Raw genomic sequence first — 23009 nt, 5'->3', positions numbered from 1 at the left:
GAACGGAATAATCAGTGGATAAACGTTAGCATGGTTAACAACGGGTTTGAACAGATAGTTTAGCACTGGTTTTACGGGCTGCGGCTGACCGGCAGCCCGTAAGCCGGATTACTTCAGTTCGTAACCGTTCAGATATTGCTGCTGTTTTGTGGTCAGATTATCGCGTGAAACGCCCATGTCCTGTAATTTCAATGCGGCGACCTCGCGGTCAATTTCATCACTGACGTCGTACACTTTTGCTTCCAGGTCATGGCTGAGCAGATACTCGGCGCTGAGTGCCTGGAGGGCAAAACTCATATCCATAATTTCTGCCGGATGCCCGTCCGCACAGGCGATATTGACCAGCGCACCACGGCCTAACAGATAGAGTGTGCGGCCATTTTTCAGGGTATAACCTTCGATATTCTCGCGGGCAATTGTGACATTGTCACTTAACTGCTGAAGATCGGTCAGCTTGATTTCGTCCTCAAAGTGTCCGGTATTGCTGATGATGGCACCCTCTTTCATCAGGCTGAAATGCTCTGATGTCAGCACGTCACAGCAGCCGGTTGCAGTGATAAAGATATCACCCAGCGGCGCTGCCGCAGACATGGTCATTACCGCGAAACCGTCCATTTTTGCTTCGAGGGCTTTTATCGGATCCACTTCTGTAACAATCACTTCCGCGCCCAGCCCTTTCGCCCGCATAGCACAGCCTTTGCCGCACCAGCCATAACCGGCGACGACCACGGTTTTCCCGGCAATAACCAGGTTGGTGGTGCGCATAATGCCGTCAAACGTGGATTGTCCGGTACCGTAGCGGTTATCAAACAGGTGTTTGGACTGTGCGCCGTTAATCGATAAAACCGGGAAATTCAGTGCGCCGTTTTTTTCGCGGGCAACCGCACGCAGAACACCGGTGGTGGTCTCTTCACAGGCACCGATCGTGTGTTTTGCATATTCCGGATACAGGCTATGCAGTTCATGCACCAGATCACCACCGTCATCAATAACAATGTGCGGTTCGCAGGCCAGTGTCTGCTTTACAAAGTTGCGGTACGCTTCCGCATCCGCGCCGTGGATGGCAAATGTATGGATTCCGCTGACAACCAGTGCCGCGACAATATCATCTTTGGTCGACATCGGGTTGCTGCCGGTGACAGATACCTCAGCGCCGCCTGCGGCGAGAACGCGTGCCAGATAGGCGGTTTTCGCTTCCAGGTGGATAGAGAGCGCGATACGTTTTCCGGCAAACGGCTGTTCTTTGGTAAAACGCTGTTCCAGTGCGCGTAACAGCGGCATATGAGCGCGAACCCAGGCAATTTTTTGCTCGCCCTGCGGTGCTGATGAGAGATCTTTATAAATACTGGTGACCATGGCAACTCCTGCATACGTCTTTTATAACGGGATAAGCCACAGTAACCGGAGGTTCCGGGGGTCTCCAGGGCATTTGCCCTGAATTCGCAAAAAAAGATCCCCGTATAAATACCGTGATCAGCGGCGTGCCTGCACCATAGCAATCAGTCCGCAGATATCCTGAGGGACATTGTCCGTTTTCAGGATTTCGTCCGGTGTCATCCACTGAAATTCAGGATACGGCGTTGCAGCTTCATCCAGCGGGCGGCACCAGTACACCATATCAATATGCCAGTGCTCCCCGGTTTTTTTATCCGGGATAAATTCTTTCAGAATCGCCATCGGCAGTGGCAGCACACCGGTTTCCGGCAGTGGTGTGATAAATTTCTGCGCCTGAGTATCCCGGCTGATAATCCGGCATTCCAGCCCGGTTTCTTCACGAATTTCACGCAATACGGCGTCCTGCGGTTCTTCATTTTCTTCAATATGCCCGCCGGGCGGCAGCCAGATCCCCAGTTTCGGGTGAAAATGGAGTAAAAAACGTCCGCGGCTGTCACTCACCAGGCCGGAGGCGGTAAAATGTTTGATAACAGAAGGCATAATGTTTCTCAGGTTATTCAGGTGATCATAGTCAGAACCACCGGAAGCGTCAGTACGGCAACCATGGTCTGAAACGTGATAATTCCCGCCATCAGCTGACTGTCACCGCCGAGCTGGCGCGATAAAATATAGGCGGTCGGTGCCGTCGGAATGGCAAAAAAGATCACAAACAGCTGATATTCAAGTTGGGTTAATCCGGTCACTGCGGCCACAGCAATTGCCAGTAACGGCATAATACACAGGCGGACTACGCTGTTCAGGCTGATTTTCAGTGCGGAATAGCGGATAGTGGCAACCTGCAATGCCGCCCCGACGCACAACAGTCCCAGCGGCAGGCTGGCACCGGCCAGCAGTCTGGCAAGCTGCCCTGTGTTATACGGCAGACCAATGCCGCTGACATTCAGCAGCATCCCGATAATACAGGAAATAATCAGCGGGTTTGTCAGAACCGGTAACAGCAGCCGGCGCAGTGATAACTGCTTAAATTCAGATAACGCGACCACTGAAATGATATTACACAGCGGAACCAGCACCGCGAGGATCACCGCCGCCACGGCCATTCCGGGCGGACCATAAAAATCGTTAACGATGGATAACCCGAGATAGGTATTAAAGCGGATCGCGCCCTGAAGCAGAACACCGAATTCTGCCGTTGGTATTCCGCGAAAACGCCTGACGACAGCAAAGGCGGCAGTGGCCAGACCGAGCATAATGACCAGTGCGGCAGCCAGTTTCGGCAGTTGCGGGTTATCCAGCGGCGCAACCGCGAGGCTGTTGATCAGCAGCGCCGGAAATAAAATATAGTAATTCAGCTTTTCCGCGCCGTTCCAGAATCCGGCATCAAAAACCGGCCTCCGCTTCAGAATACAGCCGAGCAGAATCAGCGCAAACAACGGCCATAATGTCATCAGAATTGCGAACATCAGCAGAGATCCGGCAGGAAAGTAATTGTCGCATCATAACAGGAACAACGGGTTACGCGAGCAGCAGTGCCGGATTTGCATTGCTGATCGCGTTTTTACATTTTACCTGCCGCAGCGCATAAAACGCGCTACGTTTTACCGGGGTTATATGTTAATCCCCGGCGGGGGTGATTACCTGATAGGTGCAGTTGAATGCGGCTTTCTGGATACGGTAACTGTCCTGCGGATCATGGCGGGAGCGGAGCAGCACATCACCTTTCATCACCCGCTGTTTTTCGCCCCACGGCGCAATAATCACAAACGGTTCTTCCTGTGTGATGACCAGATAATCCATCGGCTCTCCCTGAGGCCGGAAGCGCTGCCGGTTTTCGTTGTCAGGCAGTGTCAGCGCGCTGCCGTAGCGACGGGTAAATGCCGTTTTTTTCACCAGAATTTCTTCATTACCGGTGGCTTCGCAGATATTCTGCACCACCCAATCCCCGGCTTCAGCCGGTTTTGAGCGGGTTTCTTCACCTTCACCGCGGATAATGGTCACGACAATTTCACCGGGGACCGCAGGCCGGGCAAGCACTTCGCGGGTTTTACGGGCAATGCCGGTACGCTCACCTGCATCTGAAAATAATTGGCTGCGATCCTGAACCGGCAGCAACTGCAAATCGTCCGCCGGTGCAGAAAACGCCGGCAGCGTCAGGAACAGCAGTCCGGAAAGCGTCTTGTGCATGGTCATTATCCGTTAAGCTGAGTAAATCCGGGTGACAGTGTCACGCTGGCAGGTGGTGAATTATCCCCGCCGATCCGCCGCAGAAGGCGGGTTGCGGCACTGCGTCCGACATCCCGCGACGGCTGGGTGATAAAGGCAACGGGGATGTCATACAGGGCTTCACTGCCGATATCATCAAATCCCACGAGGGCGATTTCCTGCGTAAAATAACTTTCGTTATCCCCCTGCCTGACGGTGTTACCGGTACTCAGTGCGGCAAAATATGCCCCGAGCGCCGTACCGGTGTTGTGACAGACTATCGCACTGACTTTGGGGTACTGATACATAAATCCGGAAACACTGCGGATAATATTCTGCTGTTTGTTGTCTGTTTCCACAATCCATTCCGGGCGGAACGGCAACCCGTACTGCACGAGTGTAGAGCAGTAGCCGCCGACCCGCTCGGCGCGGGTGAGTGAATCGCTTTCACCGCCGAAATAGGCAATCTGCCGGTGGCCGTTTTTGATCAGATACTCGGTCGCCATCCTGGCCGCAGAGGCGTTATCCGGGCGGACAACATCGATACCGGAGAATTCACTGGCCCGGGCGGCACATACCATCGGGATCTGATAATGATTTACCCGCTCAACCACCTCATTGGTGAGAAATTTACCGCCGCCGGCAACAACACCATCCACGCCGTAGCGGATCAGGCTGTCCAGCGAACGGGCAAATCCGGCAGCGGAATTGCCGCTCTGGGTCAGAAAGACCTGTTTGCCCTGCGTTTCCGCATATTCGCTGACCCCGGCGGCGACCTCCGCATAAAACGGCTCCGTAATATCTTTAACAATCAAACCAATCACATTGGAGATGTTATCCCGCAATGTGGCGGCCTGCTGGTTGCGGACATACCCCAGTTCTTCAATTGCCGCATTGACTTTATCCGCGGTTTTCCGCGAAATCCGTCCTTTTCCGCTGAGTACCAGTGACACCGTGGTGACGGAGACACCTGCCTGCTGCGCCACATCAACTATCGTGACTTTTCTGAGATTCATAACGCCGGATACTTCCTTACGCTCAGGATACTGCACCGAATTTTACACAAAATCCGATAAAACGTTTTATCTATTTCTGAAATATGGTTGCTGTGTCATGTTTATTTTTTGTGATCGGGCAACTATTATAATTTGGTAAAACGTTTTATCTTATTTTACCTTCACAACACCACACTGACATTTACAGGATACCGTATGAGTAGCCAACCAAAACAAAAAGTCACGCTCTGGGAGTTTTTCCAGGGACTGGGCAAAACCTTTATGCTGCCTGTCGCGCTGCTCTCGTTCTGCGGGATCATCCTCGGCATCGGCAGTTCACTCAGCAGCCGCGATGTACTGACACTGCTGCCGTTTCTCGATCACACCGCTTTCCAGTTACTGTTCACCTGGATGAGCAAAATCGGTTCATTTGCCTTCAGTTTTCTGCCGGTGATGTTTGCTATCGCCATTCCGCTGGGGCTGGCGCGTGAAAACAAAGGTGTGGCCGCTTTCGCCGGATTTGTCGGCTTTGCGGTGTTTAACCTCGCGACTAACTTTTATCTCACTGCCGCTGATATTTTACCAACTACCGATCCGGCGATTCTGAAGGCTCATAACATCCGTGACGTGCTGGGTATTCAGTCTATCGACAGCGGTATTCTCGGTGCGGTTATCGTCGGTATTATTGTTTATATGCTGCATGAACGTTTTAATACCATCCGCCTGCCGGATGCACTGGCGTTCTTTGGCGGGACACGTTTTGTGCCGATTATCACCACCCTGGTGCTTGGTCTGTGCGGCCTGCTGGTTCCGCTGATCTGGCCGTGGTTTGCGATGGGTATTAACGGATTAGGTAAACTGATTCAGAGTGCCGGAGCTTTCGGGCCGATGATTTTCGGCTCCGGTGAACGGTTGTTACTGCCTTTTGGTCTTCACCATATTCTGGTGGCTCTGATCCGCTTTACTGAAGCGGGCGGCACCATGGAAGTGTGCGGTAATACCGTTAACGGCGCGCTGACGATCTTCCAGGCGCAGCTTTCCTGTCCGGATACACAGGGCTTTGCAGCCAGCGCCACTCAGTTCCTGTCTCAGGGTAAAATGCCGGCCTTCCTCGGTGGTCTGCCGGGCGCTGCATTAGCCATGTATCACTGTGCTCATCCTGAAAATCGTCATAAAATTAAGGGATTGCTGATTTCCGGCGTAGTCGCCTGTGTTATCGGCGGCACAACGGAACCGCTGGAATTCCTGTTCCTGTTTGTTGCTCCGTTCCTGTATCTGATCCACGCGATTCTGACCGGTCTGGGCTTTACCGTGATGGCTGTTACCGGCGTCACCATTGGTAATACCGACGGTAACCTGATTGACTTTGTGGTCTTCGGTATCCTCCACGGCATCCAGACCAAATGGTATATGGTGCCGGTTGTGGCCTTTATCTGGTTTGCTTCTTATTATGCGATTTTTCGTTTCGCCATTACCCGCTTTAACATCAAAACACCGGGCCGCGATACGGATACCAAAGAAAGTGCACCGGCAACCGGCAGTTCAGCAGGGAAATCCGGCTACGATGTGCCTGCGATTCTGGCCGCGCTGGGCGGGAAAGAGAATATTATTTCACTGGATAACTGTATCACCCGTCTGCGGATGTCCGTGCAGGATATGAGCAAAGTGGATGACGCGCAGCTCAAAGCATTGCGGGCAATCGGCGTTGTCCATCTTAATGAGCATAATTTGCAGGTTGTTATCGGCCCGCAGGTTCAGTCTGTCAAAGATGAACTGGAAAAGCTGATGAAATCCGCGTCTGATTCCGCTCAGCCGGAACCGCAAAACGCCTGATAACTTACACCGCACTGTCTGACAGTGCGGTTTTTCTTTCCGGAGAAACTATGTCCTCTCACTTTTCTGTTCCGGTTGATCGCCACGGTACTTACTGCACACAATGGGATTTTGTGCAGGATCGTTTCGGTCAGGCCGATTTACTGCCTTTTACCATCTCAGATATGGATTTCGTTACCGCGCCGGTGATCCTGAAAGCAATTTCAGAGCGCACCGCACACGGCGTGTTCGGCTACAGCCGCTGGCAGCACCGGGATTTTCTCAGCGCCGTCGCACACTGGTTTTCATCCCGTTTTCAGGCGCAGATTGATACTCAGGCGCTGGTGTACGGGCCGTCAGTCATCTACATGGTCAGTCAGATGATCCGCCTGTGGTCGCAACCCGGTGACGGAGTGGTGGTACATACGCCCGCCTATGATGCGTTTTATAAGACGATTACCGGCAATCAGCGTACTGTGGTTCCCTGCCCGCTGCAAAAAACGGCGGAGGGCTGGTGGTGTGATATGAATGTGCTGGAATCCCTGCTTGCGAAGCCGGAGACGCGGATTCTGCTGTTATGCAGCCCGCATAACCCGACCGGGAAAGTCTGGACGCGCGATGAGCTGACCACCATGGCTGAATTGTGTGAGCGGCATAATGTGCGGGTGATCAGTGATGAAATTCATATGGATCTGTGCCGTGCACCGCATCAGCACACGCCGTGGTCTGAAACCGGGCGCGGGGAATGGGCGTTATTCACCTCAGCATCCAAATCCTTTAATATTCCGGCACTGACCGGTGCTTACGGACTGATTTCAGATACCGCCTCCCGTGAAGCCTATTTTCATCAGCTGAAAGCCTGTGACGGGCTATCTTCCCCTGCGGTTCTGGCGGTTATCGCGCATATAGCGGCATACCGTGACGGCGCACCGTGGCTTGATGAACTGCGTGATTATCTCTTTGCTAATCTGGACTATATAAAGCAGCGGCTGGATGCGGAACTGCCGGAACTGAACTGGCAGGTGCCGGAATCGACCTATCTGGCGTGGATAGATCTGAACCCGCTGAATATTGATGATGATGCTCTGCAACATACCCTGATTACGCGGGAAAAGGTGGCGATCATGCCGGGATATACCTACGGGGAAGAAGGACGCGGATTTTTGCGTCTGAATGCCGGATGCCCGCGTGATAAACTCACCGCAGGCATGGATAAATTAATTCGCGCGCTGAAATCACGCTGATTTTTTGCACGACCCGGGCGCATTCTCTGCGCCCCGGTTATTCGTGTTTGCCGACCTTGTTGCGCAAGGCGCGGCGTAAATAGGAAAACGGTAAGCTGGGACACGGTTTATCTGCGGGTCTGCCGGTGTTCACCGCTTCCTGTTTTTCATCCTGAACCGGTTTTTCCGGCGGGATCTTTCCGGAGGTGGTGTTTTCCGCCATGTTATTCCCCTTCTTTGCTGAGTGCGTCGTTGACCGCTTCTATTTTCCGTACTGCATCATTAAGAATATCGGCGATCTGACCGAGCTTGGTTTCATCCAATTCACTGGTGACCAGTTTATGGCGCAGCAGTGCCCGTAAATTCCCCAGCGCCTGTTCGATTTCATCGGATAACAGCGAACCGCGGCGGAAAGATTTGGTTTCCTGTAAGCGTTGTGCAATCTGTTCCAGAACATCAGTGTTCTCTTCCAGATGCATTTTACCTTCCGGTGTCAGGCTGTAGCTTTTACGGCCGTTCCCGGTGTTTTCCGCCACAATCAGCTGCTGGTCTTCGAGCAGTGTCAGTGTCGGATAAATCACGCCCGGACTTGGTGTATAGAGGCCGGAAGTCAGCTGGCCGATGGATTTGATTAATTCGTAACCGTGGCTTGGTTTCTGGTTAAGATTCGCCAGCATCATGATGCGCAGATCACCGTGATCAAGCAGACGACGCAGGCCCTTCCCGCGGCCGCGGTGACGACCGTGTTCGCGCTCTTCGCGGCAACCGTGTCCGTGATGCTCATGATGATCACCGTGACAGCCGTGTTCGTGATGTTCGCCGTGTCCATGGTGGTCACCATGACAGCAATGACCGCGATGTTCACCGTGAGCACGACGTTCGTCGTGACCATGATGCTCGCCGCAGCAACGGTGTCCGTCCTGCCCGTGGTGTTCCCCGTGGCGGCCGCCATGGCCCCCGTGACGCTGACGCCCTTCCTGTGAATCACAGGCACGATGGCGTAATGCATGAAGAAACATAGTAAATTCCTTTTGTGATATAGAGTGATAATCAGCAAAATCAGTTTTTAGATATATCTGTTTTGCCTTCAGGAACTACTATAGTCCTCCGGTATGGAAAGATCAAATTAGATATATCTAAAACAGCACGATTTGTATTTTAACGGGAATGATTATCACTATCAGAGTATAGCAGGAAGTAACCTGCACTATCAGCAAATGGTGCGAAACAGGCTGACAGTGCAGATATAAAAGAAAAAATCAGAAGTCCGGATTAATCAGAACAATTTTTCCGGTTAAATCACCGGATTCCATCAGCTGGTGGGCTTTTGCCGCGTCTGCAAGGTTAAACGTATAGTTTACCAGTGGTTTGACTTTTCCCGACCGCAGCAGCGGCCAGACTTTATGGGCAAGATCACGGGCAATGACGGCTTTCTCTTCCGGTGTCCGCGCCCGCAGTGTTGAGCCGGTATGCAGCAGACGTTTTACCATCAGCGGCATCAGATTCAGGTTTTGCGGGTTACCGCGCATCAGGCCGATCTGGATAATTCGTCCGCCTTTGGCCGCAACCTCATAGTTTTTGCTGACATAATCACCACCGATAAGGTCAACAACCATGTTCACGCCCTGTCCGCCGGTCAGTTCCGGAATAACCTGCGCAAAATCGTCTTCGCGGTAATTAATGACGTGATCTGCCCCCAGTTGCCGGGCAAGCTCCGCTTTTTCAGCCGTGCCGACAGTGGTGTATACCGTAGCGCCAAAGGCTTTCGCCAGCATAATCGCCACACTGCCGATACCGGAGGTACCGCCGTGGATAAGCACACTCTCTTCACTTTGCAGTTTGCCGGTCTGGAAGACATTCGCCCATACCGTGAAGAAGTTTTCCGGAATGGCCGCGGCTTCGGTGTAACTCAGGTTTTCCAGCGGCAGTGCGATGCTGTCATGGACCAGACAATATTCTGCATATCCTCCGCCCGCAACCAGCGCACAGACTTTATCGCCGACCTGGCGGCGTTTGCATTCATCCCCGACCGCCACGACTTCACCTGCGATTTCCAGTCCCGGAACCGGCGATGCATCCGGAGGCGGCGGATAACTGCCCTGACGCTGGAACACATCAGGCCGGTTGACACCGGCGGCGGCCACTTTAACCAGCAGGTATTCTCCCTGTACCTTCGGCAACGGCATCTCAATTGCCTGTAATACTTCCGGGCCGCCGGGCCGGGTAATATCAATTGCCATCATCGATTCAGGTAATGCATATGACATCATTACTTTTCCTTAAACAGTCCCGGTTTTGTAATGCCTGTCGTTTTATGACGAATCAGGTTCATTACAGTTTCAGCATAATGCAGCGTATCAAAGATAGCACTGCACGATTATGACGGTGTATTATGTCCGGCACTCTCTTTTTTATATTTTTTATCCGTGCGGAATAATGGTTTTTTCGTTATTTATTTGTGATTGTTTTTAATGTATCACACTATTTTATAACGCAGGAAGAACGCTTTATTCATATTTCACCTGCCTGTTAACATGCAGATGGCAGAAAATTGACCTGCGTTCAGGCTCTCTGTTATTTTAAACCGGATTATTGAGAGTTTAATCAAATAATTCACATTATGACATCACGAAAAAAGCATAATATGTCAATATTATGCCCCTGTTTTTAGCCCGGTATGACGATATTTAAACTCAGACCACTTACCACTTTTGGTAGTCTGTGATAAAATTGATTCAAATCAATATTATTTCAAGAGCAAGCCTATGATCCCGGAAAAACGTGTAGTACGTAGAATTCAATCAGGTGGCTGCGCGATCCACTGCCAGGATTGCAGCATCAGCCAGCTTTGCATCCCGTTCACGCTGAATGAGCATGAGCTGGATCAGCTCGACAATATTATCGAGCGCAAAAAGCCTATCCAGAAAGGTCAGGCGCTGTTTAAAGCCGGAGATGAGCTGAAATCACTGTATGCAATCCGCTCCGGGACCATCAAAAGCTATACTATCACCGAAGAAGGTGATGAGCAGATTACCGGCTTCCATCTTGCCGGCGACCTGGTCGGTTTTGATGCCATTATCAATACCGAGCATCCGAGTTTTGCCCAGGCACTGGAAACATCCATGGTCTGCGAGATTCCGTATGAAACTCTGGATGACCTGTCCGGTAAAATGCCGAACCTGCGTCAGCAGATGATGCGCCTGATGAGCGGCGAGATCAAAGGCGACCAGGAAATGATCCTGCTGCTGTCCAAAAAGAATGCGGAAGAGCGTCTGGCGGCCTTTATTTATAATCTGTCACGCCGTTTTGCCCAGCGCGGTTTCTCCCCGCGTGAATTCCGCCTGACGATGACCCGTGGTGATATCGGTAACTATCTGGGTCTGACCGTTGAAACCATCAGCCGTCTGCTGGGTCGTTTCCAGAAGAGCGGAATGCTGGCAGTAAAAGGCAAATATATCACCATCGAAGATATGGAACAGCTGGCTGCACTGGCCGGTAAAGTGCCTGCACTGCCGCAGGACTAGTAATCTCTCTCCCGGCAACATTTTTGGCTGCCGTAAAACGCATCAGACCGGTTTATTTCGGTCTGGTGCGAATATTTCCTACATTCCTGCTCCTGTTTGGTTTATCTTTATAGATACGTATCCAGCCCCGCGAGGAGAGATGAATGTCTGAATATCAGAACCTCTTAGTTGCAATAGACCCCAATCAGGATGATCAGCCGGCATTACGGCGTGCGGTATATATCGTGCAACGCAATGGCGGACGCATCAAAGCTTTCTTACCTATCTATGATCTGTCATATGATATGACTACCCTGTTGTCCCCCGAAGAACGGGATGCAATGCGTAAAGGGGTAATTGCCCAGCGTTGCGCGTGGATCAAACAGCAGGCGCGTTACTATCTGGAAGCCGGTATCGATATCGAAGTGAAAGTGGTATGGCATAACCGGCCTTATGAGGCGATTATCAGAGAAGTTGTCAGCGGTGGTCATGATTTGCTGCTGAAAATGGCACACCAGAACGATAAGTTTGAATCGCTGATTTTCACCCCGCTGGACTGGCAGCTTCTGCGTAAGTGTCCGTGTCCTGTCTGGATGGTTAAAGATAAAGTCTGGCCGGAACAGGGTTCTGTTGTGGTCGGTGTCAATCTGTCCAATGAAGAATCGTACCATGATGCACTGAATCTCAAACTGGTCTCGCTGACACAGGATCTCGCGAAACGGATTGTAAAAGACCCGGCCATCCATCTGGTCAGTGCTTATCCGGTAGCGCCGATTAATATCGCTATCGAATTACCGGATTTTGACCCGAATACTTACAACAACGCACTGCGCGGCCAGCATCTTATCGCGATGAAAGAGCTGCGCCAGCAATTCTCCGTCGGCGAAGAGTACACTCATGTTTATGAGGGATTACCGGAGAAAGTGATCCCGGAAGTGTGCGGTGAGCTGAATGCCGGGGTGGTGGTATTGGGAATTATCGGCCGGACCGGTATTTCGGCTGCATTCCTCGGTAATACGGCTGAACATGTCATTGACCATCTGAAGTGTGATTTGCTGGCCGTAAAACCGGACGGTTTTGTTTGTCCGATAGATACCAGTGATGATGATTAATCCTGTCTCCCGCAGAGGCCACGGCTTCTGCGGGAATTTTCTGCGCGTTCTGCGATAATCAGAACAGTGGCGCACACATCCCGTCACCGAGCACTTTTTTCACGTTCTTCTTATTCGGTTTAAATTCGCCGACTACTTTATTATCGGAATAAACCTTAAACTCCGTGGCTTTACTGAGCGCTTCTGTCAGATTGGTCCAGGCCGCAGCACCGGCGCGGTTCTTAGTGCTGTCCGGTACAAAATACGCTTCGTCGTCGATCAGAAATTCAATCTGCCCTTCCACTTCATGATCACCGGCGGAAATATCAATACTATGATCGATTGAATTTTCATAATCCTCCGGGTCCGCCCCGACGTTACAGGCAACAACAACGGTCACGCCGGTGTCATTACTGATCCCGTACTCAATAAACCCCTGGCCGAAACCGGATGTCCAGATATTCGGAATGGCTAATGCGGAAGCAGAGAAGAGAAAGAGTGAAACGGCCATCATTTTTTTCATTAATCTGAATCCTCTGAGTGAAAAAAAGGCGGGTAACGCATTTACCCGCCTTGTGCATTTTATGCTTTTTTTACCCGGATTACAGTGCGCGCAGAATGGCGTCACAGCTGGCTTTGGCATCGCCAAACAGCATCTGGGTGTTTTCTTTGAAGAACAGCGGGTTCTGAACCCCGGCATAACCGGTATTCATTGAACGTTTGAAGACAATCACGTTCTGCGCTTTCCACACTTCCAGAACCGGCATCCCGGCAATCGGGCTGTTCGGATCTTCCAGCGCTGCCGGGTTAACGGTGTCGTTCGCGCCAATCACCAGTACCACGTCAGTGTCTTTGAAATCATCGTTGATTTCGTCCATTTCCAGCACGATATCGTAAGGTACTTTTGCTTCAGCCAGCAGGACGTTCATGTGCCCCGGCAGACGGCCGGCAACCGGATGGATACCGAAACGCACTTCAATCCCTTTGTCACGCAGTTTCTGGGTGATGTCGTGAACCGGATACTGAGCCTGGGCTACCGCCATACCATACCCCGGGGTGATGATGACAGAACTTGCGCCTTTCAGCATTTCCGCCACATCTTCCGCGCTAATTTCACGGTGCTCGCCCTGCTCTTCATCACCGGATGAAACAGTACCGTCAGTACCGAAACCACCGGCAATGACGCTGACAAAGGAGCGGTTCATCGCCTTACACATAATGTAAGACAGGATCGCACCGGAAGAACCGACCAGCGCACCGGTAACAATCAGCAGGTCGTTGCTGAGCATAAAGCCCGCCGCCGCCGCTGCCCAGCCGGAATACGAGTTCAGCATAGAAACCACAACCGGCATATCCGCACCGCCGATAGACGCCACGAGGTGCCAGCCGAAAGCCAGTGCAATCACCGTCATCAGGATCAGCGTGAAGACCTGTAAACCGGTGTTGTCAGTTTTGACAAAGGTCCATAACAGCAGGAAAGAAACAACCAGTGCCGCCAGATTCAGTTTGTGGCGGTTAGGCAGCATCAGCGGTTTTGAGGATAATTTTCCGCATAATTTGCCGTAAGCAACAATAGAACCGGTGAAGGTCACCGCACCGATAAAGATGCCGAGGAACACTTCTGTCAGGTGAATGTTATTCATCACCGCAGAGGTCAGTGCCTGGTTGTGATCCATATAGCTGTTGAAACCGACCAGTACCGCCGCCAGACCCACAAAGCTGTGCAGGATAGCAACCAGTTCCGGCATTTCGGTCATTTCGACTTTACGTGCCAGACGAATACCAATCACCGCACCAATCACCATGGCAACAATAATCCAGCCGATATTGGCAGAATACGGCCCGAAGATAGTGGCAACCAGCGCGATAGCCATACCGGTAATACCCAGCAGGTTACCCCGTTGTGAGGTTTCATGGCGGGATAACCCGGCCAGACTGAAAATAAATAAGATTGCGGCAACAATATATGCCGCTGTAACGACTCCGCCTGACATATTCATTACCCCTTACGAAACATTTTAAGCATACGCTGTGTGACGGTGAATCCGCCGAAAATATTGATACTGGCGATCAGTACCGCAATAAAGGAGAAGAATGTCACCCAGCCGCCGCTGCCGATTTGCAGCAGTGCGCCGACAACGATGATCCCCGAAATTGCGTTGGTCACCGCCATCAGCGGGGTATGCAGCGCATGGCTGACATTCCAGACCACGTAATAGCCGACCACACAGGAGAGCGCAAATACGGTAAAGTGGGACAGGAACTCCGGCGGAGCCACATTCGCCAGCCAGGAGAACAGGATAAACGCCAGTGCCATCAGGCCGTATTTCAGCCATGGTGACATCGGTTTTTCCGGTTTTTTCTCTGCTTTGACAGCGGCCGGTTTTGCCTGCGGCTGCGCAGATACCTGAATCGGCGGTGCAGGCCAGGTAATTTCACCGGCTTTGACGACTGTCAGACCACGGATCACCACATCATCAAAATCAATGTTGATCTGCCCGTCTTTCTCTTTACACATCAGCTTCATCAGGTTCACCAGGTTGGTGCCGTAAAGCTGGGATGATTGTGTGGCAAGACGTGCCGCCAGGTCAGTATAACCGATGATTTTGACACCGTTTTCGGTGGTGTGGATTTCTCCCGGCACAGTCAGTTCGCAGTTACCGCCGTTCTGAGCCGCCAGGTCAACAATCACGCTGCCTGATTTCATCGACTCAACCATTTCTCTGGTGATGAGTTTTGGTGCCGGTCTGCCCGGGATCAGTGCGGTGGTGACAATGATATCCACCTCTCTGGCCTGATCCGCGAACAGCGCCATCTCTGCCTTAATAAAGGCCTCAGACATGACTTTCGCATAGCCGTCACCGCTGCCGGCATTTTCTTCGAAATCGAGTTCGAGGAATTCGGCACCCATACTTTTCACCTGCTCTTTAACTTCAGGGCGGGTATCAAAGGCACGGACAACTGCCCCCAGGCTGCCTGCCGCACCGATTGCGGCCAGACCGGCAACACCGGCACCGATGACCAGTACTTTGGCCGGCGGTACTTTACCGGCGGCAGTGATCTGTCCGGTAAAGAAACGGCCGAAAGCATTGGCAGCTTCCACAATCGCACGGTAACCGGCGATGTTGGCCATAGAGCTGAGTGCATCCAGCGACTGGGCGCGGGAAATACGCGGCACCGAATCCATCGCAAAGACGTTAACCCCCTGCGCGGCCAGTTTTTCCATCAGCTGCGGGTTCTGGGCAGGCCAGATAAAGCTGACCAGAGAACTGCCCGCCTTCATCAGCGGAATTTCATCATCCTGAGGGGCGTTCACTTTAAAAATAAGGTCTGATTGCCAGGCTTCCTGTGTGCTGACAATATCAGCACCGGCTTCGCGGTAAGCGTTGTCATCAAAACTGGCAAGATGACCGGCTCCTGTTTCAACAGCCACATCAAATCCGAGTTTTTTCAGTTGTATTACTGTTGCCGGCGTGGCGGCGACCCGGGTTTCACCAGACTGTCGCTCTTTTGGTACACCAATACGCATAATGTTCCCTTATATAAGCTCAAGTGTTTTACGGATGATTGGTCAGACATGTGCGTAAAAAAACAACCATTTGCACAAATTCAGATCAAAAGCACCCTTTTATCCGATATGTCCTAATAAGCTACTGAAAAATGTGATATCGATCCATCTAATTTGTTTGCCGGATGAAATTAAAACGGCATTTATCCGACCGGAAAAATTTTTTGCCGATAAATGACTATGATTGCATAAATTTATGGTAAAAATAGCTGTATGATTAACAGTCGTTAGATTGCACGATAAATTAAAGCGACAACAAGCACAAATACATGTCATAATTGTGCGGCCAGGATATAAAATTTACAGGTTCAGCACGTTATGAATATTAATTGCGCAAGGCGGAAGGATTTTGTATGAAGCTGAAAACAACGGTCATCGCATCTGCGATGTTTTTTTCATTTACCAGTCTGCTCCCCGCTCAGGCGGCACAGGAATTAACACCGGAACAGGCCGCTCAGTACCAGCCTTTCGAGCGGATTGCAGTTACAGGGCGTTTTAATGCTATTTATGAAGCCGCAGCTGCCGTTTCGCGTAAAGCAGACAAAATGGGTGCCGATGCTTTCTATATCCAGAGCCTCGATGATCTGAACAACAACGGTAATATGCGCGTTGTTGCAGATGTTTACCACCGTGATGCACCACCGGCCGAGAAAAAAGGCTACCGTCAGTTCCGTGGTGTCAATGAATTACCTGAAAAAGACGCGGTTGGTCTTCAGCCATTTGATACCGTGACTGTCAGCGGCTTTTTTGCCAACAGCCCTGACCTGAACGACGCTATCGCCAAAGAAGCAGTGAAAAAAGATGCCGCTTCTTTCTTTATCGTCCGTAATATTTTCACCAACGATGGCGGAAACCAGCTGGTCACAGCATATGTCTATAAAGCCGATGCACCAAAACGTGTATTGCAGACAGAAGAAGCGCTGATCCCTGCGGATTCTGATGCCGGTCGTGCAGCACTGGCTGCCGGCGGCGAAGCAGCCAAACAGGTTGAAATTCCGGGCGTGGCCTCTTCCACTGATACTGCCGGTAATAATGTCGGTCGTTTCTTTGAAACCCAGTCTTCCCGCAGCGGCCGTTATACCGTCACTCTGCCGGACGGCACTCAGGTTCAGGAACTGAACAAAGCATCCGCCGCGGTAATGGCACCGTTTGACAGTGTTACCTTCACCGGTTACTACACCACGTCACCGGAAGTCTCCTACCAGGTTGCCAAGCGTGCAGCTGCCAAAGGGGCAAAATATTACCACATCACCCGCCAGTGGCAGTCCAGCGGCGGTAACGTAACTATCAGCGCCGACTTATACAAATAATCACGGCCTGACGGTTCACCGGAAAAAAGCGTATCTCTGATACGCTTTTTTTATAGCTTCAGCCTGAGATATTAACACTTTCACTACATTCCTCTGCCGTCGTTCTGATATACAGCAAATATGCATAATATAATGCAATTAATGCATGATTAAACATTGCATATCCCGCCGACTCTCCGTACAATCAGCGCCAATTTTTGCGTATTCAGTCAGATTGACTGCATGAATAACCTGCTTAACGCATCAGATTTACCGGGAAGGTCTTTTGGATAAAAAACTCAGTTTAACCGCGCTTACCGCTTTAGTGCTCAGTTCTATGGTCGGCGCCGGTGTGTTTAGTCTTCCGCAGAATATGGCCGAAGTTGCCAGTCCGGCTGCACTTATTATCGGCTGGTCAATTACCGGTGTCGGTATCCTCTTTCTTGCTTTTGCTTTGCTGCTGCTCTCCCGGCTGCGTCCGGATCTGGACGGCGGTATTTTTACCTATGCCAAAGATGGTTTCGGTGAACTGATCGGTTTCTGCTCAGCCTGGGGATACTGGCTGTGTGCGGTGATCGCTAACGTCTCTTATCTGGTCATTGTATTTGCAGCGTTCAGCTTTTTTACCGATACCCCGGACAGCATTATTTTCGGTGACGGAAATACCTGGCAGGCGCTGATTGGGGAATCCATTCTGCTGTGGTTTGTCCATTGTCTGGTTCTGCGCGGTGTACAAACTGCTGCCGGTATCAATAAGCTGGCGACATTCGCCAAACTGGTTCCGCTCGGACTGTTTATCGTGCTGGCAGTGATCGCGTTCCGCTGGGATACATTCCATCTTGATTTCACCGGTGTGGATCTTGGTGTTCCGGTGTGGCAGCAGGTGAAAGATACCATGCTGATCACGCTGTGGGTGTTTATCGGGATTGAGGGCGCTGTTGTGGTTTCCGCCCGTGCCCGCCGCCGTAAAGATGTCGGTCTGGCCACGATGATGGCGGTGATTTCCGCACTGACGATTTATATCCTGGTTACCCTGCTGTCAATGGGGGTTGTTGCCCGCCCGGAACTGGCAGAAATGCGCAATCCGTCGATGGCGACACTGATGGTGAGCCTGATTGGCGGCAGCGGGGAGATTATTATTGCAGCGGGTCTGATTATTTCTGTCTGCGGTGCGTACCTGAGCTGGACGATTATGGCCGCGGAAGTCCCGTTTATCGCTGCACTGCATGGCTCTTTCCCGTCACCGTTTAAAAAACAGAATGCGAATAATGCCCCCTCTTCATCTTTGTGGATGACCAACGGTGCTGTACAGCTTGCACTGGTGCTGATCTGGCTCAGCGGCAGTAATTACAATACGCTGCTGACAATTGCTTCTGAAATGATTCTGGTGCCTTATTTCCTGGTCGGTGCATTTCTGGTGAAAACCGCCCTGAAAATGAAGAAACCAGCCCTGCTCGGCGTAGGTATGATCGCCGCACTGTATGGGCTGTGGCTGATTTATGCATCCGGCATTATCAATCTCATGTTGTCTGTTGTGCTCTATGCGCCGGGTATTCTGGTGTTCCTGTATGCGCTGAAAAACCGTGAGATAAAAACCACACTGCATTTTATCGAGTGGAGCATTATTGCTGCCCTGCTGATAGCCGCCGTTCCTGCGCTCTGGTATTTGGTGCGCTGAAACTCTGAAAACAGGAGCCGGTCACTGACCGGCTTTTTTGTCTCCTCCCCCGTATCCCGCCAATGCTTTCTGCAGAACAAAGACAACGCTGATGCTTCCTGCTGAGTATCTGTAATAAAACACCTTGTATGTTGTAACTAAATTAAGGTGGATATACGATAAATAAAAAGAAAACGGGCGATGATATGCCCGTTTATTACTATAACCATCAACACTGGATAAATAAACAGTACACCGTAAAAACGGCACTTTACCCGCTGATTTGTTCCATTGCCTGAATAATCCGCTTATCTGAAACCGGATACGGCGTACCCAGTTGCTGGGCAAACAGACTGATGCGCAGCTCTTCGATCATCCAGCGCACGGCCTCTGCTTCCGGTCTGCGTTTCTCCACCGGCGACAGCTTGCCCTGCCACTGTTTCCACAGATTCTGAACATGCTCAATCTTACTCATGTTCGCCCTGTCACGGTTAACATCAGACACCAGTTTTTCGATACGCCGCTCTATCCCCTGTAAGTAGCGCAGGATATCCGGCAGACGCTGCCAGCCGTGAGCGGTAACAAAGCCTGGGAAGACCAGCCCGTTCATCTGTGCTTTGATATCAGAGAGCGCAAATGCCATCTGCATATCTATCCGCCCTTTCAGGCGTTTATTGATAGCAAACGTCGTGGTCAGGATTTGTTCCACCAGCTTCGCAATACCGGCAACCGTTTCATTCAGCTCTGCCCGGACAAATTCCTGTAACTGAGCGAATTTATCCTCCTGCCAGACCACACCGCCGTATTGCGCTATCAGTTTATCGACACCACAGGCGATACAGTCATCGATCAGATCCAGCACTTTACCGTACGGGTTAAAATACAGCCCCAGTTTGGCTTTGTTCGGTAATTTTTCATGCAGATATTTGATCGGTGACGGAATGTTCAGCAGCAGTAAACGCCGTGTTCCCGCCTGCATCGCCAGTTGCTGTTCAAATTCCGTTTCAAAGACCTTAATGCCGACACTCTGTTTTTCATCCACCAGCGCCGGATAGGCTTTTACCGCATAACCACCGCGCTTTTGTTCGTAACAACCGGGGATATCACCGAAACGCCAGATATGTGCACCGCTTTGTTCGATACCGTCATCCACCACATCAGATAACGTCTGCTGCACCTGTTCTTTCAGGCTCAGTTTCAGTGCCTCAAGATCATAACCTTCCGCCAGTTTTTTCTGTTTATCTCCCGTGATACGGAAGGTCATTTTCAGATGTGACGGAATTTGCTCCAACTGCCAGGATTCGCGATCAACGGTCACACCGGTCATACGGCGCAGTTCCCGCTCCAGCGCATCCAGTAATGCGCCCTGCGGCTCAGGCACGCGTTCCATAAATGCTCCCGCATAGTTCGGTGCAGGCACAAAATTACGGCGTACCGGTTTCGGCAGAGATTTGATGAGTGCGATAACCAACTCTTCACGCAGTCCCGGAATTTGCCAGTCAAATCCTTCCGGACTGACCTGGTTAAGTACCGGCAGCGGGATGTGTACGGTCACGCCATCGGCTTCCGTTCCCGGCTCAAACTGATAGCTCAGACGGAATTTCAGATCCCCCTGATACCAGTAGTTCGGATAATCCTGCGCGGTCACCTGGTTCGCATCAGAGCGGATCAGCATATTTTTCTCATAATTGAGAAAATCCGGTTTCTGTAACCGTTCCCGTTTCCACCAGTTATCAAAGTGCTGTGACGAGATAATATCCGGCGGCAGACGGGTATCGTAGAAACTGAACAGCGTTTCGTCATCCACGAGGATATCGCGGCGCCGGGATTTGTGTTCCAGCTCCTCCACTTCGTTGCGCAGTGTCTGGTTTTCCCGGAAGAAAGCATGGCGGGTCTGCCAGTCACCTTCCACCAGTGCATGGCGGATAAAGAGTTCGCGGCACAGCACCGGGTCAATATTGCCGTAATTGACCGGACGTCCTGCCACCACCGGCAGCCCGTACAGCGTGACTTTTTCCGTCGCCATCACCGCGCCCTGTGATTTCTCCCAGTGCGGTTCGCTGTAGTGGTATTTCACCAGATGCGGCGCCAGCGGCTCTATCCATTCCGGTTCAATTTTGGCGGCAATACGCCCCCATAACCGGCTGGTTTCGACCAGCTCCGCCACCATCACCCATTTCGGCGGTTTCTTAAATAATCCGGAGCCCGGGAAAACAGAGAAACGTGCATTACGCGCCCCGGTGAACTCCTGTTTTTCCGTGTCTTTCTGCCCGATATGAGATAGCAGACCACTCAGAAGTGACAGATGCACGCTGCGGTAATCCGCCGGTTCGCTGTTAACCGGTATTCCCTGCTCTTTTACCACCTGACGCAGCTGGGTATACACATCCTGCCATTCACGGATACGCAGATAGTTAAGAAATTCCTGACGACACTGTTTACGCAACTGAGAGTTAGACAACACCTTCTGCTGCTCTTTCAGGTAGTTCCACAAATTCACAAAAGCAATAAAGTCGGATTCTTTATCCGCAAAGCGGCGGTGTTTCTCATCAGAAGCCTGTTGTTTTTCCATCGGACGCTCACGCGGATCCTGGATAGAGAGCGCCGCGGCGATCACCATGGTTTCACGCACCGCACCATGATTACGGGCTTCCAGTACCATCCGCGCCAGACGCGGGTCAATCGGCAGTTTTGCCAGCTGACGCCCGGTTTGTGTCAGATGATAATGCCCTTCAGCGGAGGTTTTACCGTCGATAGCACCCAGTTCTTCCAGCAGTTTTACACCATCCTGAATATTGCGTTTGTCCGGCGCTTCCACAAACGGGAAAGCGGCGATATCGCCCAGCCCGATCGCCGTCATTTGCAGAATAACGGAGGCCAGGTTGGTACGCAGAATTTCAGGGTCGGTAAATTCCGGCCGTGACAGAAAATCATCCTCAGAATAGAGGCGGATGCAGATCCCGTCAGAAACACGTCCGCAGCGCCCTTTCCGCTGATTTGCCGATGCCTGTGAAATCGGCTCTATCGGCAGACGCTGAACTTTTGTCCGGTAGCTGTAACGGCTGATACGGGCAAAGCCGGTATCAATCACATATTTGATACCGGGAACCGTCAGTGAGGTTTCCGCCACGTTGGTGGCCAGCACGATACGCCGCCCGGTGTGCGGCTGAAAAATCCGGTTCTGTTCACTGTTGGAAAGACGGGCGAACAGCGGCAGTACTTCGGTATGGCGTAAATCAGCTTTATTCAGGGCATCGGCGGTTTCACGGATTTCCCGTTCCCCGCTCATAAAGATAAGGATATCCCCGGCGCTTTCCCGGCCAAGTTCATGTACCGCATCCAGAATGCCCTGTGTCAGATCGCGATCAGTATCGTTCTCTTCCCCCATGACCGGACGATAACGGACTTCCACCGGATAGGTACGGCCGGAGACTTCAATAACCGGCGCATTACCGAAATGACGGGAAAACCGTTCCGGATCAATGGTTGCGGAGGTGATGATCACTTTCAGATCCGGACGTTTCGGCAGCAGCTGACGCAGATACCCCAGGATAAAATCGATATTCAGGCTGCGTTCGTGCGCTTCATCGATGATGATGGTGTCATATTGCAGCAGCAGCTTATCCTGCTGTAATTCAGCCAGCAGAATACCGTCCGTCATCAGCTTAATCAGTGAATTATCACCGACCTGATCACTGAAACGGACTTTATAGCCCACGGCACCGCCAAGGGGAACTTTCAGTTCATCCGCGATACGGGAAGCCACGGTTCTTGCTGCCAGGCGGCGCGGCTGGGTGTGACCGATAAATCCGGTAATACCGCGCCCGAGCTCCAGACAGATTTTCGGGATCTGCGTGGTTTTCCCGGAACCGGTTTCCCCTGCGATGATCACCACCTGATGGTCGCGGATCGCGTTATAAATGGCCTCACGCTTCTGTGAAACCGGCAGATTGTCCGGATACGTAATCTCCGGCCGGTTAGCAATGCGCAGCTCAGTCCGGCTGATACCGCGCAGCATCTCATCCTGTAATCCCGCCAGTACCTTCTGCTGAGATTCCGGGTTGCGGATCTTCGCCACACCCGCCAGCCGTTTACGGAACTGGTGCTGCTCCCGCAGCGATAAATGGGGGATTAATTGTTTTAATTCATTAAGAAGGGAATTCACCTTGCTGTCCTTCTGATAGGTAATAGATTGCCGTCGATACGGTTTGACTTTTTGTGCGGCGGGTTTCCCCTTTATCATTGTTATCCCGTTTTCGGAGTAACACACACCG

Annotated in this window: 18 protein-coding genes; 6 read left to right on the top strand and 12 right to left on the bottom strand. The window is 51.6% G+C overall.

Translation table 11 applies throughout. The features are described 5' to 3' along the window. Nucleotides 1-108: 108 nt before the first annotated feature. The 5 genes from AAZR23_RS05190 to malI form a co-directional block, all read right to left on the bottom strand. A complete protein-coding gene (locus AAZR23_RS05190) occupies nucleotides 109-1356 on the bottom strand; it encodes an adenosylhomocysteinase (RefSeq protein WP_434691019.1) in 1248 nt (415 codons plus the stop codon). A 117-nt stretch (nucleotides 1357-1473) separates the two neighbouring features. Beyond that, the gene (locus AAZR23_RS05185) at nucleotides 1474-1935 is read right to left on the bottom strand and encodes an NUDIX hydrolase (protein ID WP_434691016.1); all 462 of its coding nucleotides are present in this window, start codon (nucleotides 1933-1935) and stop codon (nucleotides 1474-1476) included. Between the two features lie 17 nt (nucleotides 1936-1952). Further along, nucleotides 1953-2858 carry an AEC family transporter gene (locus AAZR23_RS05180; RefSeq protein ID WP_434691013.1) on the bottom strand — a complete coding sequence of 302 codons (906 nt, stop codon included), beginning with the start codon at nucleotides 2856-2858 and terminating at the stop codon, nucleotides 1953-1955. Between the two features lie 151 nt (nucleotides 2859-3009). Then, nucleotides 3010-3579 carry a hypothetical protein gene (locus AAZR23_RS05175; RefSeq protein ID WP_434691010.1) on the bottom strand — a complete coding sequence of 190 codons (570 nt, stop codon included), beginning with the start codon at nucleotides 3577-3579 and terminating at the stop codon, nucleotides 3010-3012. A gap of 5 nt (nucleotides 3580-3584) precedes the next feature. Further along, entirely contained in the window at nucleotides 3585-4613 is a 1029-nt protein-coding gene (gene malI / locus AAZR23_RS05170; RefSeq protein ID WP_166707756.1) for a Mal regulon transcriptional regulator MalI, read from the bottom strand. A gap of 195 nt (nucleotides 4614-4808) precedes the next feature. Here malI and malX point away from each other — a divergent pair, with 195 nt between their 5' ends. Then, nucleotides 4809-6425, top strand: a complete 1617-nt coding sequence (gene malX, locus AAZR23_RS05165; RefSeq protein ID WP_046892147.1) for a maltose/glucose-specific PTS transporter subunit IIBC — start codon at nucleotides 4809-4811, stop codon at nucleotides 6423-6425. A 50-nt stretch (nucleotides 6426-6475) separates the two neighbouring features. Beyond that, nucleotides 6476-7648, top strand: coding sequence for a MalY/PatB family protein (locus AAZR23_RS05160; protein ID WP_107679106.1), 1173 nt, complete (start codon nucleotides 6476-6478; stop codon nucleotides 7646-7648). A 37-nt stretch (nucleotides 7649-7685) separates the two neighbouring features. Here AAZR23_RS05160 and AAZR23_RS05155 read toward each other — a convergent pair whose 3' ends face one another. From AAZR23_RS05155 to AAZR23_RS05145, 3 genes are all read right to left on the bottom strand, one after another. Beyond that, a complete protein-coding gene (locus AAZR23_RS05155) occupies nucleotides 7686-7850 on the bottom strand; it encodes a hypothetical protein (RefSeq protein WP_166707754.1) in 165 nt (54 codons plus the stop codon). A gap of 1 nt (nucleotide 7851) precedes the next feature. Continuing rightward, nucleotides 7852-8646, bottom strand: a complete 795-nt coding sequence (locus AAZR23_RS05150) for a PadR family transcriptional regulator (RefSeq protein ID WP_166707753.1) — start codon at nucleotides 8644-8646, stop codon at nucleotides 7852-7854. A 240-nt stretch (nucleotides 8647-8886) separates the two neighbouring features. After that, nucleotides 8887-9897, bottom strand: coding sequence for an NAD(P)H-quinone oxidoreductase (locus AAZR23_RS05145; RefSeq protein ID WP_046892150.1), 1011 nt, complete (start codon nucleotides 9895-9897; stop codon nucleotides 8887-8889). 495 nt (nucleotides 9898-10392) lie between these two features. On the opposite strand from AAZR23_RS05145, the gene AAZR23_RS05140 reads away from it, so the two are divergent. Beyond that, a complete protein-coding gene (locus tag AAZR23_RS05140; protein ID WP_004237544.1) occupies nucleotides 10393-11151 on the top strand; it encodes an FNR family transcription factor in 759 nt (252 codons plus the stop codon). 143 nt (nucleotides 11152-11294) lie between these two features. Then, entirely contained in the window at nucleotides 11295-12242 is a 948-nt protein-coding gene (gene uspE / locus AAZR23_RS05135; protein ID WP_046892151.1) for a universal stress protein UspE, read from the top strand. Nucleotides 12243-12300: 58 nt separating this feature from the next. Here the strand turns inward: uspE and AAZR23_RS05130 are convergent, their stop codons facing one another. The 3 genes from AAZR23_RS05130 to pntA form a co-directional block, all read right to left on the bottom strand. After that, nucleotides 12301-12744, bottom strand: coding sequence for a hypothetical protein (locus AAZR23_RS05130; RefSeq protein WP_025153253.1), 444 nt, complete (start codon nucleotides 12742-12744; stop codon nucleotides 12301-12303). 79 nt (nucleotides 12745-12823) lie between these two features. Beyond that, nucleotides 12824-14215: a Re/Si-specific NAD(P)(+) transhydrogenase subunit beta gene (gene pntB, locus AAZR23_RS05125; protein WP_107679175.1), complete on the bottom strand. Its 1392-nt coding sequence runs from the start codon at nucleotides 14213-14215 to the stop codon at nucleotides 12824-12826. Nucleotides 14216-14220: 5 nt separating this feature from the next. Beyond that, nucleotides 14221-15750, bottom strand: a complete 1530-nt coding sequence (gene pntA, locus AAZR23_RS05120; RefSeq protein WP_218428269.1) for a Re/Si-specific NAD(P)(+) transhydrogenase subunit alpha — start codon at nucleotides 15748-15750, stop codon at nucleotides 14221-14223. 392 nt (nucleotides 15751-16142) lie between these two features. On the opposite strand from pntA, the gene ydgH reads away from it, so the two are divergent. Together ydgH and AAZR23_RS05110 are read left to right on the top strand one after the other, a co-directional pair. Further along, nucleotides 16143-17099, top strand: coding sequence for a DUF1471 family protein YdgH (ydgH, locus tag AAZR23_RS05115; protein WP_182107067.1), 957 nt, complete (start codon nucleotides 16143-16145; stop codon nucleotides 17097-17099). A gap of 265 nt (nucleotides 17100-17364) precedes the next feature. Continuing rightward, entirely contained in the window at nucleotides 17365-18756 is a 1392-nt protein-coding gene (locus AAZR23_RS05110) for an amino acid permease (RefSeq protein WP_046892154.1), read from the top strand. A 250-nt stretch (nucleotides 18757-19006) separates the two neighbouring features. Here AAZR23_RS05110 and hrpA read toward each other — a convergent pair whose 3' ends face one another. Further along, nucleotides 19007-22978 (bottom strand): ATP-dependent RNA helicase HrpA, encoded by a 3972-nt coding sequence (gene hrpA, locus AAZR23_RS05105; RefSeq protein ID WP_434691000.1) that lies wholly within the window; start codon nucleotides 22976-22978, stop codon nucleotides 19007-19009. Nucleotides 22979-23009: the final 31 nt, after the last annotated feature.

Origin of the sequence: Morganella sp. Je.2.23 (assembly GCF_051129855.1) — a bacterium.
In the GTDB taxonomy this organism is placed as follows: Bacteria; Pseudomonadota; Gammaproteobacteria; order Enterobacterales; family Enterobacteriaceae; genus Morganella; species Morganella sibonii.
This window is presented reverse-complemented; position numbering and strand designations above follow the sequence as displayed.

Coding starts and splice junctions, on each gene's coding strand:
- AAZR23_RS05190 (WP_434691019.1), bottom strand. CDS start 1,356: ATGGTCACCAGTATTTATAAAGATCTCTCATCAGCACCGCAGGGCGAG.
- AAZR23_RS05185 (WP_434691016.1), bottom strand. CDS start 1,935: ATGCCTTCTGTTATCAAACATTTTACCGCCTCCGGCCTGGTGAGTGAC.
- AAZR23_RS05180 (WP_434691013.1), bottom strand. CDS start 2,858: ATGTTCGCAATTCTGATGACATTATGGCCGTTGTTTGCGCTGATTCTG.
- AAZR23_RS05175 (WP_434691010.1), bottom strand. CDS start 3,579: ATGCACAAGACGCTTTCCGGACTGCTGTTCCTGACGCTGCCGGCGTTT.
- malI (WP_166707756.1), bottom strand. CDS start 4,613: ATGAATCTCAGAAAAGTCACGATAGTTGATGTGGCGCAGCAGGCAGGT.
- malX (WP_046892147.1), top strand. CDS start 4,809: ATGAGTAGCCAACCAAAACAAAAAGTCACGCTCTGGGAGTTTTTCCAG.
- AAZR23_RS05160 (WP_107679106.1), top strand. CDS start 6,476: ATGTCCTCTCACTTTTCTGTTCCGGTTGATCGCCACGGTACTTACTGC.
- AAZR23_RS05155 (WP_166707754.1), bottom strand. CDS start 7,850: ATGGCGGAAAACACCACCTCCGGAAAGATCCCGCCGGAAAAACCGGTT.
- AAZR23_RS05150 (WP_166707753.1), bottom strand. CDS start 8,646: ATGTTTCTTCATGCATTACGCCATCGTGCCTGTGATTCACAGGAAGGG.
- AAZR23_RS05145 (WP_046892150.1), bottom strand. CDS start 9,897: ATGATGTCATATGCATTACCTGAATCGATGATGGCAATTGATATTACC.
- AAZR23_RS05140 (WP_004237544.1), top strand. CDS start 10,393: ATGATCCCGGAAAAACGTGTAGTACGTAGAATTCAATCAGGTGGCTGC.
- uspE (WP_046892151.1), top strand. CDS start 11,295: ATGTCTGAATATCAGAACCTCTTAGTTGCAATAGACCCCAATCAGGAT.
- AAZR23_RS05130 (WP_025153253.1), bottom strand. CDS start 12,744: ATGAAAAAAATGATGGCCGTTTCACTCTTTCTCTTCTCTGCTTCCGCA.
- pntB (WP_107679175.1), bottom strand. CDS start 14,215: ATGTCAGGCGGAGTCGTTACAGCGGCATATATTGTTGCCGCAATCTTA.
- pntA (WP_218428269.1), bottom strand. CDS start 15,750: ATGCGTATTGGTGTACCAAAAGAGCGACAGTCTGGTGAAACCCGGGTC.
- ydgH (WP_182107067.1), top strand. CDS start 16,143: ATGAAGCTGAAAACAACGGTCATCGCATCTGCGATGTTTTTTTCATTT.
- hrpA (WP_434691000.1), bottom strand. CDS start 22,978: ATGATAAAGGGGAAACCCGCCGCACAAAAAGTCAAACCGTATCGACGG.